The organism is Variovorax sp. UC74_104 (assembly GCF_044055375.1).
Classification (GTDB): domain Bacteria; phylum Pseudomonadota; class Gammaproteobacteria; order Burkholderiales; family Burkholderiaceae_C; genus Variovorax.
Genome location: NZ_CP171978.1, coordinates 5,431,624 through 5,448,670 on the forward strand (window position 1 = coordinate 5,431,624; position 17,047 = coordinate 5,448,670).

General features: G+C 67.9%; 11 protein-coding genes and 4 pseudogenes. 13 read left to right on the plus strand and 2 right to left on the minus strand.

Translation table 11 applies throughout. The features are described from left to right. The 5 genes and pseudogenes from ACHMXA_RS25465 to ACHMXA_RS25485 all read left to right on the plus strand — a co-directional run bounded on the left by ACHMXA_RS25465 (nt 1) and on the right by ACHMXA_RS25485 (nt 5,109). Nucleotides 1–540, plus strand: coding sequence for a helix-turn-helix transcriptional regulator (locus tag ACHMXA_RS25465; RefSeq protein WP_395316804.1), 540 nt, complete (start codon nt 1–3; stop codon nt 538–540). A 120-nt stretch (nt 541–660) separates the two neighbouring features. Further along, a pseudogene (locus tag ACHMXA_RS25470) lies at nt 661–1,314 on the plus strand (EAL domain-containing protein); the annotation flags it as partial. Between the two features lie 319 nt (nt 1,315–1,633). Then, on the plus strand, nt 1,634–2,428 hold the full coding sequence (locus tag ACHMXA_RS25475) for a diguanylate cyclase domain-containing protein (protein WP_395316805.1): 795 nt from the start codon (nt 1,634–1,636) through the stop codon (nt 2,426–2,428). A 55-nt stretch (nt 2,429–2,483) separates the two neighbouring features. Then, complete coding sequence (locus ACHMXA_RS25480) at nt 2,484–3,470, plus strand: NAD-dependent epimerase/dehydratase family protein (protein ID WP_395316806.1); 987 nt, start codon at nt 2,484–2,486, stop codon at nt 3,468–3,470. A 148-nt stretch (nt 3,471–3,618) separates the two neighbouring features. Then, entirely contained in the window at nt 3,619–5,109 is a 1,491-nt protein-coding gene (locus ACHMXA_RS25485; protein ID WP_395316807.1) for a nucleobase:cation symporter-2 family protein, read from the plus strand. Between the two features lie 45 nt (nt 5,110–5,154). Here the strand turns inward: ACHMXA_RS25485 and ACHMXA_RS25490 are convergent, their stop codons facing one another. Continuing rightward, nucleotides 5,155–6,012, minus strand: coding sequence for an aldo/keto reductase (locus tag ACHMXA_RS25490; protein WP_395316808.1), 858 nt, complete (start codon nt 6,010–6,012; stop codon nt 5,155–5,157). Between the two features lie 31 nt (nt 6,013–6,043). Beyond that, a complete protein-coding gene (locus ACHMXA_RS25495) occupies nt 6,044–7,468 on the minus strand; it encodes a sensor histidine kinase (RefSeq protein WP_395316809.1) in 1,425 nt (474 codons plus the stop codon). A gap of 351 nt (nt 7,469–7,819) precedes the next feature. On the opposite strand from ACHMXA_RS25495, the gene ACHMXA_RS25500 reads away from it, so the two are divergent. The 8 genes and pseudogenes from ACHMXA_RS25500 (at nt 7,820) to ACHMXA_RS25535 (ending at nt 17,041) form a co-directional block, all read left to right on the plus strand. Beyond that, complete coding sequence (locus ACHMXA_RS25500) at nt 7,820–8,905, plus strand: tartrate dehydrogenase (RefSeq protein WP_395316810.1); 1,086 nt, start codon at nt 7,820–7,822, stop codon at nt 8,903–8,905. 36 nt (nt 8,906–8,941) lie between these two features. Then, nucleotides 8,942–9,893 (plus strand): annotated as a pseudogene (locus ACHMXA_RS25505) (ABC transporter permease). Nucleotides 9,894–9,919: 26 nt separating this feature from the next. Further along, nucleotides 9,920–10,786, plus strand: coding sequence for an ABC transporter permease (locus ACHMXA_RS25510; protein ID WP_395316811.1), 867 nt, complete (start codon nt 9,920–9,922; stop codon nt 10,784–10,786). Nucleotides 10,787–10,791: 5 nt separating this feature from the next. Then, nucleotides 10,792–11,788 (plus strand): annotated as a pseudogene (locus ACHMXA_RS25515) (ABC transporter ATP-binding protein). A 14-nt stretch (nt 11,789–11,802) separates the two neighbouring features. Further along, nucleotides 11,803–12,600: pseudogene (locus ACHMXA_RS25520) on the plus strand (ATP-binding cassette domain-containing protein); the annotation flags it as partial. A 54-nt stretch (nt 12,601–12,654) separates the two neighbouring features. After that, nucleotides 12,655–14,148 carry an ABC transporter substrate-binding protein gene (locus ACHMXA_RS25525; protein ID WP_395316812.1) on the plus strand — a complete coding sequence of 498 codons (1,494 nt, stop codon included), beginning with the start codon at nt 12,655–12,657 and terminating at the stop codon, nt 14,146–14,148. 4 nt (nt 14,149–14,152) lie between these two features. Then, the gene (locus ACHMXA_RS25530; RefSeq protein WP_395316813.1) at nt 14,153–15,565 is read left to right on the plus strand and encodes an amidase; all 1,413 of its coding nucleotides are present in this window, start codon (nt 14,153–14,155) and stop codon (nt 15,563–15,565) included. Between the two features lie 24 nt (nt 15,566–15,589). Then, entirely contained in the window at nt 15,590–17,041 is a 1,452-nt protein-coding gene (locus ACHMXA_RS25535; protein ID WP_395316814.1) for an aldehyde dehydrogenase family protein, read from the plus strand. Nucleotides 17,042–17,047: the final 6 nt, after the last annotated feature.

Genomic DNA, 17,047 nt, shown 5'->3' on the forward strand with positions numbered 1-17,047 from the left:
ATGCGCAGGAACCTCGGCCTCGCGCTGCGCCAGATGCGGCTGCTGCGCGGCATCAAACAGGCGCATTTCGCGCAGCTGATGGGCGTGAACCAGGCGACCGTCTCGCGCTGGGAGCGCGGACAGCTGGCGCTTTCCCCGGCACAGCAGGTCGTGGCGCACCGGCTGCTCGCCGCAGCGTGCGACTCGGCGCAGGACGCCGCGCTGAAGCGCCTGGTCGAGTCGTCCATGCGCAAGGTGCACCTGGTCTGCGACCGAACGCACCGGCTGCTGGCCGCGTCGCCCTCGCGCCAGTCCGAATGGCGCGCCGACGCCAGCGAATTCATGGGCCGCTCGCTGATCGGCTATGCCTCGCAGGAGATCCTCGAAGCCGATGCCACGCTCGACGCTCTGGGCTGGCACGCGGGCGAGCTGTCGTCGCTGGAGATCGCCACCGGGCCGAACACCGACCGCGTCGTTCCGATCCTCCGCGGACGCGTGCTGTGGGAGCGCATCGCGCTGTCCGACGGGCGCGCGGGGCGCATCGTCACCACCGTCGCCTGACCATGCCGACGGCAGGGCGGCCAGTGCACCTGTCACATAAATACGGCATGCTGTAGCCCAAAAAGGCTACTCGCTTGTTTTTCTTCCGCGCGAGAGCCGCCGACGAACAACCTCCACAGCATGCCCCGGCCCTCCCCGCCCAGCGCCCCGCCGCATCCTGCGATCGCTCCGTTCTTCCAGCCCATCGTGGACCTGCGCCAGGGAACGATCTTCGGTCACGAGGCCCTGATCCGCAGCGGCGCCGGCATCGCCCTCCCAGGCCCCGAGGCACTGCTCGCACAGGCGGCCGCCGAATCCCGGCTGACCGGCTTCGAGCTGCACTGCGTGGAGGCGGTGTTCGCACATTGGGGCCGGCTGAGCAAGCCGGGCCGGCTCTTCGTGAACATGAGCGCCGACACCCTGATCGAGGCCATGGACGCCTCCGGCGGCACCTGCCGGCTCGAACGCATGCTGGCGGACCACGGCATCGCGGTGCGCGACGTGACGGTCGAACTCACCGAGCAACGCGCCGCTGCCGATGCCGGGGCATTGCAGGAGGCGGTCAAGGCGCTGCATGCGCTGGGCGCGCGCATCGCGCTCGATGACTTCGGCGAAGGCCACTCCAACCTGCGGCGCTGGAAGGAACTCCAGCCCGACTTCGTGAAGATAGACAAGCTGCTGACCCAGGGCATCTGCGACTCCCCGCAGAGCGTGGCAATGGTGCGCGCCATCGTCGGCCTGGGCATTGCGATGGGCACCGAGCTCATCGCCGAGGGCGTGGAAAACACCCAGGACCTGCGCGTGCTGCGCGACCTCGGCATCGCCCAGGGCCAGGGCTTCCTGTTCGGCCCGCCGGCGCCGCACCTGCTGCGGGCGCTGCCCGAGCCCGTGGCGACCGCCATCTCGGACAGCCGCATCGCGGTGATGCCGCATGCATCGCAAGCCTCGCGGCCCAACGTGCTGCGCAGCCTGTCGATCATCCAGGCGCCTGCACTCCATCCGCTGACGCCGGTCGACGAGGTCGCGGCTGCTTTCCAGAAGCACCCCCCAGCTGCATGCGCTGGCTGTTGTCGAAGGCGCAACGCCGGTCGCGCTGATCAACCGGCAGTCGTTCATGAACGACTACGCGCGGCTGTATTTCCGCGAGGTGCACGGCCGGCGTCCCTGCCTGGCCTATGGCAACAGCACGCCCTTGATCGTGGAGCGCGAGGAGAACGTCGAGAGCCTGCTCGGCATCCTGATGTCGGAAGACCAGCGCTACCTGAACGAAGGCTTCATCGTGACCGAGAAGAAGCGCTATGCGGGCCTGGGCACCGGCGACCAACTCGTGCGCGCGGTCACCGAGGCGCGCATCGAGGCGGCGCGGCACGCCAATCCGCTGACCTCGCTGCCGGGCAATATCCCCATCAACATCCACATCGAACGGCTGCTCGACAGCGGCGCCGAGTTCGCGGCCTGCTATGCAGACCTCAACAGCTTCAAGGTGTTCAACGACCATTACGGCTACTGGCGCGGCGACGAGATGATCCTGCTGCTCTCGCGGCTCGCGGCGCAGCATGCGGACGCGCATCGCGACTTCGTCGGCCACATCGGCGGCGACGACTTCCTGATGCTGTTCCAGAGCCCCGACTGGCACCAGCGCTGCGCACGGCTGATCGAAGCCTTCAACCGGCAGGCACCCGGCCTCTACGACGAGGCCGACCGGCAGGCCGGCGGCATCGAGGGCGAGGACCGGCACGGCGTGGTCCGCTTCACGCCCTTCGCCACGCTGGCCATCGGCGCGGTGCGCATCCCGCCGGGCATGTTCAGGCACGCAGAAGACGTGGCCAGCGAGGCCGCCATCGCGAAGCACGACGCCAAGCAGGCAGCCTCCGGCCTCACGGTGCGCGAGGCAAGACTGCGCACCTGAGTCACGCATAACTTATGCGTGGACGGTCCAGGCGCCCGGCGATAGTCTCGCGGCCATGACCATCCTGATCACCGGCAGCGCCGGACACCTCGGCGAGGCACTGATGCGCACACTGCGCGCCACCTCGCAGGACGCGCGCGGCATCGACATCGCTTCTTCCGCCTTCACCGACCGAACCGGCTCCATCACCGACCGCGCCTTCGTGCGCGACTGCATGAAGGGCGTGCGCATCGTCATCCATGCGGCCACGCTGCACAAGCCGCATGTGGCGACGCACAGCCTGCAGGCGTTCGTCGACACCAACATCACGGGCACGCTGATGCTGCTGGAGGGGGCGGTTGCCGCGGGTGTCGAGTCGTTCGTGTTCACGAGCACGACCAGCACCTTCGGCTCCGCGCTCACGCCCGCCGAGGGCGTGCCGGCCGCATGGATCACCGAGGACGTGACGCCCGTTCCCAAGAACATCTACGGCGTGACGAAGACCTCGGCCGAGAGCCTGTGCGAGCTGTTCCACCGCAAGCAGGGCCTGCCCGTGGTGGTGCTGAAGACTTCGCGTTTCTTCCCCGAGGAAGACGACGATGCCGCGGCGCGCAGCCTGCATTCGCTGGACAACGCGCAGGCCAACGAGCTGCTCCATCGCCGAGCCGACATCGAGGACGTGGTGCAGGCGCATCTTCTCGCCGCCCGTCGCGCACCGGCCATCGGCTTCGGCCGCTACATCGTCTCGGCCACCACGCCCTTCACCCGCGAAGACCTGCCGATGCTGCGCGAGGACGCAGCCGCCGTGCTGCGGCGCCTCTTTCCCGAAGCGGAGGCGCTCTATGCGGCCAGGGGATGGGCGCTGCCCCGGCGGCTCGACCGCGTCTACGTGAACGAGCTGGCGCGGCGCGAGCTCGGATGGAAGCCGCAGCATGACTTCGCGCACGTGCTGCGCTGCCTGCGCGAAGGCCGCGATTTCCGCAGCCAGCTCGCGCGCGACGTCGGCAGCAAGGGCTACCACGCGCAAACCTTCGATGAAGGCCCCTATCCAGTCGTTACGTAGGCCCTGCACCGGATTCGGGTTTTCCTGAGTCCGGATTGTTGCATAAGTTGTATACAGTTTGGCGTACACAATGAGGTGTGCGCATGCCCAGCCCTGTCGCCCGCCTCTCCTCGATCAATCCCTCTCTCGCCGCAGCAGGAGACACACGATGACGGCCGACAGCACCCCCTCCACAGTCCATCCCGTGGACCAGCGGCTTCCCACCGGCAAGCTCGCGGCCCTCGGCCTTCAGCACGTGCTGGTGATGTATGCGGGCGCCGTCGCGGTGCCGCTGATCGTGGGCCGCGCGCTCAAGCTCAGCCCCGACGAGGTCGCGCTGCTGATCTCGGCCGACCTGTTCTGCTGCGGCATCGCCACGCTGATCCAGGCGCTGGGCGCCACGCAGTTCTTCGGCATCAAGCTGCCGGTGATGATGGGCGTGACCTTCGCCTCCGTCGCGCCGATGGTCGCCATCGCCAACGCAAACCCCGGCCAGAACGGCGCACAGCTTCTCTTCGGCGCCATCATCGGCGCGGGCGTGGTGTCGATATTGATCGCGCCGCTGGTCAGCCGCATGCTGCGCTTCTTTCCGCCGGTGGTCACCGGCACCATCATCGCGGTCATCGGCATCAGCCTCATGCGCGTGGGCATCAACTGGATCTTCGGCAACCCCGTGGGCCCGACCGCTCCGGCGCTGGTCGACCCTGTCTATGCGAAGTGGCTTGCGGAAGTGACTTCGCCCGGCAGCTCCATTCCCGCCGTGCCCAAGGGCTTCGCGATCATGCCGACGGTGCCCAATCCCAAGTACGCGGACCTCTCCGGCTTCGGCGTTGCGGCCCTGGTGCTCGTGTCGATCCTGCTGATCGTGAAGTACGCCAAGGGCTTCGTCGCCAACATCTCGGTGCTGCTGGGCATCGTGATCGGCGCTGTCGTCGCCTCGGTCACCGGGCTCATGACTTACGAGAAGGTGGGCAAGGCCGCGTGGGTGGACATCGTGCTGCCCCTCCACTTCGGCATGCCGCAGTTCGACCCCATCCTGATCCTCACGATGACGCTGATCATGATCGTGGTGATGATCGAATCCACCGGCATGTTCCTCGCGCTCGGTGAAATGACCGACCGCAGGATCAGCCAGAAGGACCTGGCGCGCGGCCTGCGCACCGACGGCCTGGGCACGCTGATCGGCGGCATCTTCAACACCTTTCCGTACACCAGCTTCTCGCAGAACGTGGGCCTGGTGGCCGTCACGGGCATCAAGAGCCGCTACGTGTGCGTGGCCGGCGGCATCATCCTGATCGTGCTGGGCCTGCTGCCGAAGATGGCGGCGCTGGTCGAATCGCTGCCCACGGTGGTGCTCGGCGGCGCGGGCTTGGTGATGTTCGGCATGGTGGCCGCCACGGGCATCCGCATCCTCTCGGGCGTGGACTTCAAGAACAACCGCCATAACGCGATGATCGTGGCGGTGTCGATCGGCATCGGCATGATTCCGCTGATCGCTCCCAACTTCAAGCAATGGATGCCGCACGCCATCCACTCGCTGATCGAGTCGGGCATCCTGCTGGCGTCGATTGCGGCAGTGCTGCTGAACCTGTTCCTCAACGGTGCGAAGCAGGACGATCAGGCGATCATCGCGGCTGCGAAGCACGCGGACGCGCACTGATACTGCAAGAGAGAGGAGTGGAAGCAGGCTGCCGCTCCCCCACGCTCAGATCATCGCGAGCGGCGTCTTCCGTCGCGGCGGCGGATGCAGGCGATCCAACTCGGCAAGGGTCGCCGCATCGAGCCGCAGATCGGCAGCAGCAAGGTTCTCCTTCAGGTGCGCGCTGCGCACCGCCTTCGGAACGGCAGCCACGCCGGGCCGCGCGATAACGGCTGCCAGTGCGAGCTGCGCGGCGGTCACGCCAAGCCTGGCAGCAAGTTCGGCCAGCCCGTCGTCCTCCGCCAGCGCCCCCTGGTCGATGGGGCTGTAGGCCATCAGCGGCATGCCGCGCTCGCGCTGCCAGGGCAGCAGGCTGAACTCGGGTCCGCGTTCACCCAGCGACAGGTAGACCTGGTTGGCCGCGCAGCCGGGGCCGTCGCCAGTCGCCTCCTCCAGCTCTTCCATGTCGTCGGTGTCGAAGTTGCTCACGCCCCAGTGGGCGATGCGCCCGTCCGCCACCAGCGAATGCATCGCCGCCACCGTCTCGCGCAGCGGGTGGCTGCCGCGCCAGTGCAGCAGGTACAGATCGATGGCGTCTAGCCCCAGCCGCTTCAGGCTGCGCTCGCAGGCGTCGCGCGTGCCGCGCCGGCTGGCGTTGTGCGGATAGACCTTGCTGACGATGAAGAGCTCCTCGCGGCGCACATCGTTCGCGCGCAACGCTTCGCCGATCGCCTGGCCGAGCACGGTCTCTGCGCCGCCCTCGCCGTACATCTCGGCGGTGTCGATGAGCCGATAGCCCAGCGCGATGGCTTCGCGCACGGCCTTGACCTCGTCGGCGCGGCGCTTCGCGTCTTCGCCCATGCGCCATGTGCCCAGGCCGAGTACCGGCATCTCGCCGCCGGTGGGGAGTGGAAGTGTTCGCATCGGCCCATCCTAAGAGGGATGCGCCCTCTTGTCAGCCAGACGACGGCAGCCACACCGTTGCGCACAGGCCGCGTCCGCCATCGCCGTCTGACAACGCGATGCGGCCACCGTGTTTTTCCAGCACCGACCTGACGATGGCCAGCCCCAGCCCGCTGCCGGACTGCGTCTGGTCCGGGTTGCGGAAGAAGCGGTCGAATACCCGCTCGCGCAGCGCGGGTGGGATGCCCGGCCCCTGGTCGGTCACCTGCAGGACGGCTTCCGATGCCTCGCGCCCGACGCGCACCTTGACCGTGCCCCCATCGGGGCTGTACTTGATCGCGTTCTCCACGAGGTTGCTCACCATCGATATGAGGCTCTCGCGCTCGCCATGCACCGGCACAGGTGCCGCCTCGTCGCGCGCGAACTCCAGCGCGATGCCGCGCGCCCGCGCGAGCGAATCGACGAGCCGGATGCGGTCCTGCACCAGCTCGTCGAAGGCCAGGGTCGCGGGCATGGCGTCCCGCGGCATCTCGTCGCTGCGCATCAGCTGCTGCAATTGGCCTACAAGCCGCGCAGCGCGGTCGTTGCTTCGCAGCACGTTGGCCATGAGTTCGCGCTGGCCGGCATCGGCGGTCTGCGCCTTCAGGGCTTCGACGTTCACGCGCATCGCATCGAGCGGCGTGCGCAGCTCGTTCGCCGCGTCCGCGATCAGCCCGCGTTCGCGCGACGCACGGTCGCGCACGCTGCGCAGCAGGCCGTTGATGCCGTTCACCAGCGGCTGCAGCTCCTTGTGCGGCGGCTCGAAGGTCAGCGGGGAAAGATCGGCCGGGCCGCGCTCCGCGGTCTCCTTCGTCACCTGCCGCCACGGCCGCAGCGCGAGCATCACCGAAAGCCAGGCGGGGAAGACGATGAAGGGCAGGCTGATGGCCAGCGGCAGCAGGTAATAGCTGCGGTGCTCGATGGTGAAGTTCAGGCGCAGCACGTCGGGCTCGGCCAGCAGCACGCGCGTGTCCAGCAGCGGTGAGGTCATCGAGCGGGCGCGCCACACGCGCTCGCCGGCACGCACCTGCTCCACCCGCCCGGGCATCTGCGTGTGCATGAGCGGCGCGCTCGGCGTGGAGTTGTAGATGAGCCGGCCCTGCTGCCACACCTGCAGCACGGGCGCCCGGTCCTGATCGGATTTGAAGTCGCTCGAAGTCTCCTGCAGCGCCATGTCGAAGGCCTTGAGCGTCTGCTGCTGCCGCGCGGGGTCGAAGGCGAGGTTCTGCGCGCAGGCCATGATGCTCTGGAAGACCCTGTCGTAGCGCACCAGCTCCGGCAGGCGGTTGGAGTCGTAGAAGAAGAACGCCAGCGTGGCGCTCCACAGCAGCCCCGCCACCGCGATCTGCGCGAACAGCAGCCGACGCACCAGCGAGGGCTGGAGCCACCGTCGGATGCGGCCTGCGATCGCCTTCGCGGCAACGGACAAGAAGTTCATGGATCTCCTGGCGAGCGGTCTCTGCGGAACGCCTCGCGAGCGCGCGGAGTATCCAGCAGGGTCGCGCTGCCTGCTTCAGAAAGCCTTCATGCAGGAGGCCCAGGAGCCTTCGGGCGGCAGCCATCAGAAGCTTCCGCCTTCTAATTATTCGAATTCGAAGCCGGTTTCGCGACGCACGATTTACCCTTCCTCATAGGGAAACGCGTCGGCATGGCCTTCTTATTTTGTCAAGTCGAACTGGGTGCGAACCCCCTGCGCAGGCCCGTTTCTCGCTTCTAGAATTTTTTCGAAAGCCCGCGTCACGAGCGCCGGTGTCCCCCGAAACGAACGAACTTTGAACAGGTTGAGTCAATGCAGAAAAAGCACAGGATTGCAGTCATTCCCGGAGACGGCATCGGCGTCGAGGTCATGCCCGAAGGGTTGCGCGTGCTCGACGCGGTCGGCCGCCGCTTCGGCATCGGCTTCTCCTACGACCACTTCGACTGGGGCTCCGACCACTACGTGCGCACCGGCCTGATGATGCCGGCCGACTGGGCCGACAAGATCCAGGGCCACGACGCCATCTACTTCGGTGCCGTGGGCGCGCCTGACAAGGTGCCCGATCACATCGCCGTGTGGGGCCTGCTGATCAAGATCCGCCGCGACTTTGACCAGTACGTCAACCTGCGCCCGGTGCGCCTGATGCCCGGCGTGCCCGGCCCGCTGGCACACCGCAAGCCCGGCGACATCGACTTCCTGGTGGTGCGCGAGAACACCGAGGGCGAATACACCTCCGTGGGCGGCCGCCTGTTCGAAGGCACGCCGCGCGAGATGGCGATCCAGGAAGCGGTCTTCACCCGCACCGGCGTGGACCGCATCATCGACTACGCGTTCCAGCTCGCCAACCGCCGCAAGCGCAAGAGCCTGACGGCCGCGACCAAGTCGAACGGCATCTCGATCACCATGCCCTACTGGGACGAGCGTCTGGCCGAGATCGCCACGCGCTACCCCGAGGTGGCGACGAACAAGTTCCACATCGACATCCTGTGCGCGCATTTCGTGCAGCACCCCGACTGGTTCGACGTGGTCGTGGCCTCCAACCTCTTCGGCGACATCCTGTCCGACCTGGGCCCGGCGTGCACCGGCACCATCGGCATCGCGCCGTCGGCCAACCTCAACCCCGAGCGCAAGTTCCCGTCGCTGTTCGAACCGGTGCACGGCTCGGCGCCAGACATCGCGGGCAAGGGCATCGCCAACCCCATCGGCCAGATCTGGTCGGCCGCGCTGATGCTCGATCACCTCGGCGGCGACGATCCCGTCTACGCGCAGGCTTCCGCCGCCGTGCTCTCGGCCATCGAGACCGTGCTGAGCGAAGGACCGCGCACCCGCGACATGGGTGGCACGGCCAACACGGTGGACGTGGGCCGCGCGATCGCCGAATGCATCTCGGCAGCATGACGCCCTGCCTTTCCCTTCGTGATCTGAGAGGCTGAGATGGGCCTGTTCCTGCTCAAGCGCACGCTGACGCTGATCGGCACCCTGATCGGCGCCTCGGTCATCGTCTTCCTCGTGCTCGAAGATCCTGCCTGGCAACGCCGCGCAGATGCTCATGGGCCCCGACGCCTCGCCCGAGGCCGTCGCCGCCCTGGCCACCAAGCTCGGCCTCGACCAGCCCGCCTGGACGCGCTACTGGCACTGGATCGGCGGCCTGCTCACCGGCAACCTCGGCGACAGCTACGCCTACAGCTCGCCGGTGCTCGACCTCATCCTCGAACGCTTGGCGCTCACTGTGCCTCTGGCCGTGCTGGCGATGGCCTTCACCGTCGTGATCGCGCTGCTCGTGGGCGTGACCGCCGCCGCCCGCCACAACAAGCTCGGCGACGTCGGCCTCATGGGCATGGCCCAGGTCGGCATCGCCATTCCGAACTTCTGGTTCGCCATCCTCTTGATCCTGGTGTTCTCGGTGCAGCTGCAGTGGTTCTCCGCCGGCGGCTTCGAGGGTTGGGGCGAAGGGATCTTTGCCGGAATCAAGTCGCTGCTGCTGCCTGCCCTTTCGCTGGCGGTGGTGCAGGCGGCGATCCTGGCGCGCATCACGCGTTCGGCGGTGCTCGAGGTGATGCGCGAGGATTTCGTGCGCACCGCGCGCGCCAAGGGCGTGTCGCAGCGCATGGTGCTTTGGACGCACGTGCTGCGCAACGCGATGATCCCTGTCATCACCGTGATGGGCATGCAGTTCTCCGAACTCCTGGCCGGCACGATCGTGGTGGAGAACGTGTTCTATCTTCCCGGCCTGGGCCGGCTTATCTTCCAGGCCATCAGCAACCGCGACCTGATCGTGGTGCGCAACTGCGTGATGCTGCTGGCGGCCATGGTGGTCATCGTGAACTTCGTGGTCGACGTGCTCTATGCCGTCATCGACCCGCGCATCAAGGCCAGCGACATATGAGCGCCATCAACCCAAGTTCCGCCGCAATGCCTGCGCCCACGAGCGCGGCACCGAAGGCTCCCGGCTTCTGGCGCCGCGCGCTGCACCATCGCAGCTTCTGCATCGGCGGCGTGCTCGCCGCGCTGCTGGTGCTCGCCGCGCTGATCTCCTATGTGTGGACGCCCTACTCGCCCTATGGCATGGACATGGCGAACAAGCTGCAGGCGCCGTCCGCATCTCATTGGCTGGGCACCGATGCCTTCGGCCGCGATGTGGCCTCGCTGCTGCTGGTGGGTGCACGCGCGTCCATCCTCGTGGGCGTGATCGCCGTGGGCATCGGTCTCGTGGTCGGTACCGCCCTGGGCCTGCTCGCAGCCGCCAAGCGCGGCTGGGTCGAAGAGGCGGTGATGCGGCTGTCCGACTTCACGCTGGCCTTTCCCGCCATTCTCTCGGCCATCATGATGACGGCCGTGTTCGGCGCGGGCATCGTGAACGCCATCGTGGCGATCGGCATCTACAACATTCCGACCTTCGCGCGCATCACGCGGGCATCGGCCAACGCCATCTGGTCGCGCGAGTACGTCGCCGCCGCGCGCGCCTGCGGCAAGGGATCGTTCTCCATCACCATGCAGCACGTGCTGCCGAACATCTCGGCCGTGCTGATCGTGCAGATCACGATCCGCTTCGCCATCGCCATCCTTGCCGAGGCCGCTCTCTCCTACCTGGGACTGGGCACGCAGCCGCCGCAACCTTCGTGGGGCCGCATGCTGAGCGAAGCACAGACCCTCATGTTCCAGCAGCCGCTGCTGGCCGTCTTCCCCGGCATGGCCATCGCGCTCGCGGTGCTCGGCCTGAACATGCTCGGCGACGGCCTGCGCGACCTGCTCGATCCGCGCCTCGCACGCGCCCGCTAAGCGATATGCCTCTACTCGAAGTCAACAACCTCCAGATCGGCCTGCAGACCCAGCGCGGGCCGGCGCAAGCCGTGCGCGGCATCTCGTTCTCGCTGGAGCGCGGCGAAACGCTGGGCATCGTCGGCGAATCCGGCTGCGGCAAGTCGATCACCGTGATGTCGCTCATGGGCCTGCTGCCGTCCACCGCCAAGGTGTCGGGCAGCATCAAGCTCGACGGGCAGGAGCTCGTGGGCCTGCCCGAGAAGAAGATGTGCGAGATCCGCGGCAACCGCATCGGCATGATCTTCCAGGAGCCGATGACGGCCCTGAACCCGGTGCACACCATTGCGCGCCAGGTCGGCGAACCGCTGCGGCTGCATCGCGGGCTGACCAAGGAACAGGCCCGCAAGGAGGCGCTGAACCTGCTGGAGCGCGTGGGCATTCCCGACGCAGCTTCGCGGCTCGACGCGTACCCGCACCAGTTCTCCGGCGGACAGCGCCAGCGCATCGGCATCGCGATGGCGCTCGCCTGCGGGCCCGACCTGCTGATCGCCGACGAGCCGACGACCGCGCTCGACGTGACCATCCAGAAGCAGGTGCTCGACCTGATCCAGGGCCTGGTCAAGGAAATGGGCATGGCGCTGATCCTGATCTCGCACGACCTCGGCGTGATCGCCAACAGCGTGAAGCGCATGCTGGTGATGTACGGCGGCAGCGCAGTGGAGAGCGGGCCGACCGACACGGTCTTCGCCGGCCGCGCGCATCCCTACACGCGCGGCCTGTTCGCGGCACGCCCGGCCATCGGCGCGGTGCGCGCGGGCCGGCTGCCCACGATCCGCGGCAGCGTGCCCGAGCTGGTCGACATGCCCGCGCGGCTGCGCATTCGCCGGCCGCTGCGCGCACACCATCGACCTGTGCCAGAGCACGAAGCCGCGCGAAACGCTGCTGCCGAACAACCACACGGTGCGCTGCCTGCGGCTGGGCGAAATCGCCGCATCGAACGCCAGGGCCGCCGCAGCATGAGCCAGCCAGCCACCGCCCGCCAGCCCCTGCTGGCCGTGAACAACCTCTATCGCCACTACGCGCTGCCGCGCGAGAAGCTCTTCGGCCCGCCGCCCACCGTGAAGGCGCTCAACGGCGTGAGCTTCGAGGTGCAGGCCGGCCAGAGCGTCGGCATCGTCGGCGAATCGGGCTCGGGCAAGTCGACCATCGCCCGGCTCGTGATGGCGCTCGATACGCCGACCTCGGGCACCGTCTCGCTGGAAGGCCGCAACCTGCATTCGCTCTCGAAGGAAGAACTGCGCGTCGCACGGCGCGACTTCCAGATGGTGTTCCAGGACCCGTACGGCTCGCTCGATCCGCGCCAGACGGTGGCGCGCATCGTCGCCGAGCCGCTCGAAGCCCTCGCGGCCACCACCCGGGCCGAACAGCGCGAACGCGCCGCCGAGACGCTCGCCGCCGTGGGCCTGCGCACCACCGACCTCGACAAGTACCCGCACGAGTTCTCCGGCGGCCAGCGCCAGCGCATCGCCATTGCGCGAGCGCTCATCACGCGCCCCAAGCTCATCGTGGCCGATGAACCCGTGAGCGCGCTCGACGTGTCGGTGCAGGCCCAGGTGCTCAACCTCATGCAGGACCTGCAGCAGCAGTTCGGCATCAGCTACCTGCTCATCAGCCACGACCTCGCGGTGGTCAACCACCTGTGCGACGAGGTCTGCGTGGTCTTCAAGGGCCGCATCGTGGAACGCGGCCGTCCGGCCGACCTGTTCGAGCACGCGCAGCACGAGTACACGCGCACCCTGCTTTCCGCCGTGCTGCACACGCCCTCCCGCTAGCCCGGGCGGGCTTTTCCTTCTTCCCTTTCCACACTCACCTCCAGGAACTATCGAATGTTGAAGCGACGCACACTCATGACTTCCGCCATGGCCGCGGCGATCCCGGGTGTCTTCCTGCCGCAGGCCCGTGCGCAGGCCGGCAAGAACACGCTCACGATCGGCATGCCGCTCGAACCGCCGGGCCTGGACCCGACCAGCGGTGCCGCATCGGCCATCGCGGAGATCACGCAGTACAACATCTTCGAGACGCTCACCAAGGTGAACGCCGACGGCTCGGTCACGCCGATGCTGGCGGAGAGCTGGTCGTCCTCGCCCGACATGAAGACGTTCGTCTTCAAGCTGCGCAAGGGCGTGCGCTTCGAGAACGGGCAGCCCTTCAACGCGAACACGGTGAAGTTCTCGTTCGACCGCGCGGGCGGCGCCAAGAGCACCAACAAGGACAAGCGCTTCTTCAGCGAGATCGGCACCGTGGTGCTCGACGAATACACGGTGGGCGTCAACAGCACGCTGTCCAACCCCGACCTGCCCTTCATGCTCGGCCAGTCGACCGCCTGCATCGTGGAGCCCAAGAGCGCCGAGACCAACGCCACCGCCCCCGTGGGCACCGGCCCGTACAAGCTGAGCGCTTGGCAGCGCGGCGCCTCGTGCACGCTGGTGAAGTCGCCGACCTATCGCGACCCGAACCTCGCGAAGACCGAGAAATTCGTCTTCCGCTTCATGTCGGACACGGCCGCTCAGACCGCCGCGCTGCTGTCGAACGACATCGACATCTTCCCGCGCGCGGGCACGCGCTCGGTGAGCCAGTTCAAGGGCAACGCGCGCTTCCAGGTGCTGGAAGTGGGCACGCGCGGCAAGGTGATCCTGACCATCAACAACCGCAAGAAGCCGCTGGACGACGTGCGCGTGCGCCGCGCGATCCTGGCGGCCATCGACCGCAACGCGATCGTCCAGGGCGCGGCGGACGGCTTCGGCAGGCCCATCGGCAGCCACTACGCGCTGGGCGCGCCGGGCTTCATCGACACCACCGCGATGAACCCGTTCGACATCGAGAAGGCCAAGAAGCTGCTGGCCGAGGCCGGCGTGAAGACGCCGCTGGAGCTGCGCCTGCAGCTGCCTCCGCCCTCCTACGCCCGCCAGGGCGGCGAGGTGATCGCCGCGCAGCTCGCGCAGATCGGCATCAACGTGAAGATCCAGAACGTGGAATGGGCCCAGTGGCTCAGCGGCACCTTCGGCGGCGCTCATGACTTCGACCTGACCATGGTCGCCCACGTGGAGCCTTTCGACCTGGTGAAGTACACCGAGCCCGACTACTACTGGGGCTACGACTCCAAGAAGTTCCGCGACCTGTTCGTGGCCATCCAGAACGAGGAGAACAAGAAGCGCCGCGCCGACCTGCTGGCAGACGCACAGCGCATGCTGGCGACCGACGCGGTCAACGGCTTCCTCTACCAGGCGGTGTTCCCGACCATCGCGCGCAAGGAAGTGAAGGGTCTGTGGCCGAGCATGCCGATCGTGGTGAACGACCTGGCCGCGATCTCGTGGGGCTGATGCGATGACGACCAGGCCTCTCTATTCCCTCAGCGTGCAGGAGCTGCACGCGGCCTATGCCTCCAAGGAACTCTCGCCGGTGGAAGTGGCACGCTCCGTGAACGAGCGCATCGCGGCGTACGAGCCCGAGCTGCATGCCACCTGGCTGTTCCGCCCCGAGCTCGCGCTCGAGCAGGCGCGCGCCTCCGAAGCGCGCTGGCTGGCCGGCAAGCCGCTGGGCACGCTCGACGGCGTGCCCGTGACCATCAAGGACAACCTCGCGACCGAGGGCGATCCGATGCCGCTGGGCACCGCCGCCTACGACCTCGTGCCGATGACCTACGACTCGCCGCCCGCGGCGCGCCTGAAGGAAGACGGCACGGTGCTGGTCGCCAAGACCACCATGCCCGACCTGGGCATGCTGTCTTCGGGGCTGTCGAGCTTTCACGAGCTCTCGCGCAATCCGTGGGACCTGTCGCGCACGCCCGGCGGCTCCAGCGCGGGCGCCGGTGCCGCAGCCGCTGCCGGCTACGGCCCGCTGCACGTCGGTACCGACATCGGCGGCTCGCTGCGCCTGCCGGCGAGCTGGTGCGGCATCTACACGCTCAAGCCCAGCTTCGGCCGCATTCCGCTGAGCTCGCCCTACATGGGCCGCTGCGCCGGTCCGATGACGCGCACCGTGGCCGACTCGGCCCTGATGATGGCCTCGGTCGCGCAGCCCGACGACCGCGACTATTCGGAACTGCCGCCCCCCGTCATCGACTGGACGGCCTTCGAGGTCGACCCGTCGTTCATCAAGGGCAAGCGCGTGGCGCTGCACATGGACGCAGGCTGCGGCCTGCCGCTCGACCCGCAGATCGCCGAAGCCGTGCGCCGCGCGGCGAAGCGCATCGAGGCGGCCGGCGCGGTGATTGAAGAGATTCCAGCCTTCATGACGCCGAAGATGCTGCAGGGCATGGACCACTTCTGGCGCATGCGCTCGTGCATTGACATCCAGGCGATGGCGCCGGAGAAGCGCGCGAAGATCCTGCCGTACATCCGCGAATGGGCCGAGAGCGCGGCCGGCTTCTCGGGCGCGCACATCTTCGATGCCTACAGCCAGTTCATTGCCGTGCGCGCAGCAGCCATCGCAGCCACCAAGGCCTACGACTTCGTGATCTCGCCGGTGTCGCCCAACATGCCCGCGCCGGCCGACCACGCGTCGCCCACCAACGACCCGATGCTGCCGCTGGAGCACATCGGCTTCACCGTGCCCTACAACATGTCGGAGCAGCCCGCTGCCTCGATCAACTGCGGCTACTCGGCCGAGGGCTTGCCCATCGGCCTGCAGATCGCCGGCCGTCGCTTCGACGACCTGGGCGTGCTGCAGTTCAGCCGCGCCTTCGAGCAGATCCGCGAAACGCAGAAACCCTGGCCGGCACCCAACTCTTCGCGCTGACCGGCCCTCAGGAGACAAGACATCATGAATGCAGCAGCCCACTACATCGACGGACGCCACGTGCAGTCCGAAGGCAACGCCACCATCGACGTGATCGACCCGAGCGATGGCAGCAAGTTCGGCGAGATCGCGCGCGGCACCGCCGCCGACGTGGACACCGCCGTGCGCGCCGCGCGCCAGGCCATGGGCGAGAACTTCGACGGCCCCTGGGGCGGCATGACCGCGCTGCAGCGCGGCCGCCTGCTGGCCAAGCTCGGCGCCGCCGTGCTGGAGCACCACGAGGAGCTGGCCCAGCTCGAAGCGCGCGACACCGGCAAGGCGCTGCGCGTGGCGCGCAACGACGCCACCGCGCTGGCCCGCTACATGGAGTACTACGCCGGTGCCTGCGACAAGCTGCACGGCGACACCCTGCCCTACGAGCGCGGCTACACCGTGCTGACGGTGCGCGTGCCGCACGGCGTGACGGGCCACATCATTCCCTGGAACTACCCGATGCAGATCGCGGGCCGCAGCGTGGGCGCCTCGCTCGCGGCGGGCAACGCCTGCGTGGTGAAGCCGGCGGAGGACGCGAGCCTCTCGCTGCTGCGCCTGGCCGAGATCGCGACCGAAGTGGGCTTTCCGGCCGGCGCACTCAACGTGGTGACCGGCTACGGCAAGGAAGCCGGTGCCGCGCTGTGCGCGCATCCGGGCATCGACCACATCTCGTTCACCGGCTCGACCGTGACCGGCCGCAGCGTAGGCCTGGCCGCGGCCGAGCGCCATTGCCCGGTGACGCTGGAGCTGGGCGGCAAGTCGCCGCAGATCGTGTTCGCGGATGCCGACCTCGACGCGGCCGAGCCGGTGCTGCTCAATGCCATCATCCAGAACGCAGGCCAGACCTGCTCGGCAGGCAGCCGCGTGCTGGTGGAACAGTCGGTCTATGAAGAAGTGGTGCAGCGCCTCGCCAGGCGCTTCACCGCCGTGCGCGCGGGCACGCCCGCCGAAGACCTGGACATGGGCCCGCTCATCAACGAAAAGCAGTTCCGCCAGGTGCGCGACATGGTCGCGACCGCCGAGGCGGCAGGCCTGAAGGTGGCCGCGCGCGGCACGGTGTCGCCCAACGCCTCTTTCACCGGCTACTACCAGGAGGCCGTGCTCTTCCGCGACGTGCCGCACGACAGCGACATCGCCCAGCGCGAGATCTTCGGCCCGGTGCTGGCCCTGACGCCCTTCGCCGACGAGGCAGAGGCGGTGCGCCTGGCCAACGGCACGGACTTCGGCCTGGTGGCTGGCGTGTGGACCCGCGACGGCGCGCGCCAGCTGCGCATGGCGCACAAGCTGCATTGCGGCCAGGTCTTCGTCAACAATTACGGTGCGGCGGGTGGTGTAGAACTGCCATTCGGCGGCGTGAAATCCAGCGGCTTCGGCCGCGAGAAGGGCTTCGAGGCCCTGCTCGGATTCACGACCCTCAAGACCATCGCCATCAAGCACGGATGAAGACAA

What these genes read in the sequence shown, in the direction of transcription:
- ACHMXA_RS25465 (WP_395316804.1), top strand. Translation starts at nt 1, where the DNA reads ATGCGCAGGAACCTCGGCCTCGCGCTGCGCCAGATGCGGCTGCTGCGC.
- ACHMXA_RS25475 (WP_395316805.1), top strand. Translation starts at nt 1,634, where the DNA reads ATGAACGACTACGCGCGGCTGTATTTCCGCGAGGTGCACGGCCGGCGT.
- ACHMXA_RS25480 (WP_395316806.1), top strand. Translation starts at nt 2,484, where the DNA reads ATGACCATCCTGATCACCGGCAGCGCCGGACACCTCGGCGAGGCACTG.
- ACHMXA_RS25485 (WP_395316807.1), top strand. Translation starts at nt 3,619, where the DNA reads ATGACGGCCGACAGCACCCCCTCCACAGTCCATCCCGTGGACCAGCGG.
- ACHMXA_RS25490 (WP_395316808.1), bottom strand. Translation starts at nt 6,012, where the DNA reads ATGCGAACACTTCCACTCCCCACCGGCGGCGAGATGCCGGTACTCGGC.
- ACHMXA_RS25495 (WP_395316809.1), bottom strand. Translation starts at nt 7,468, where the DNA reads ATGAACTTCTTGTCCGTTGCCGCGAAGGCGATCGCAGGCCGCATCCGA.
- ACHMXA_RS25500 (WP_395316810.1), top strand. Translation starts at nt 7,820, where the DNA reads ATGCAGAAAAAGCACAGGATTGCAGTCATTCCCGGAGACGGCATCGGC.
- ACHMXA_RS25510 (WP_395316811.1), top strand. Translation starts at nt 9,920, where the DNA reads ATGCCTGCGCCCACGAGCGCGGCACCGAAGGCTCCCGGCTTCTGGCGC.
- ACHMXA_RS25525 (WP_395316812.1), top strand. Translation starts at nt 12,655, where the DNA reads ATGTTGAAGCGACGCACACTCATGACTTCCGCCATGGCCGCGGCGATC.
- ACHMXA_RS25530 (WP_395316813.1), top strand. Translation starts at nt 14,153, where the DNA reads ATGACGACCAGGCCTCTCTATTCCCTCAGCGTGCAGGAGCTGCACGCG.
- ACHMXA_RS25535 (WP_395316814.1), top strand. Translation starts at nt 15,590, where the DNA reads ATGAATGCAGCAGCCCACTACATCGACGGACGCCACGTGCAGTCCGAA.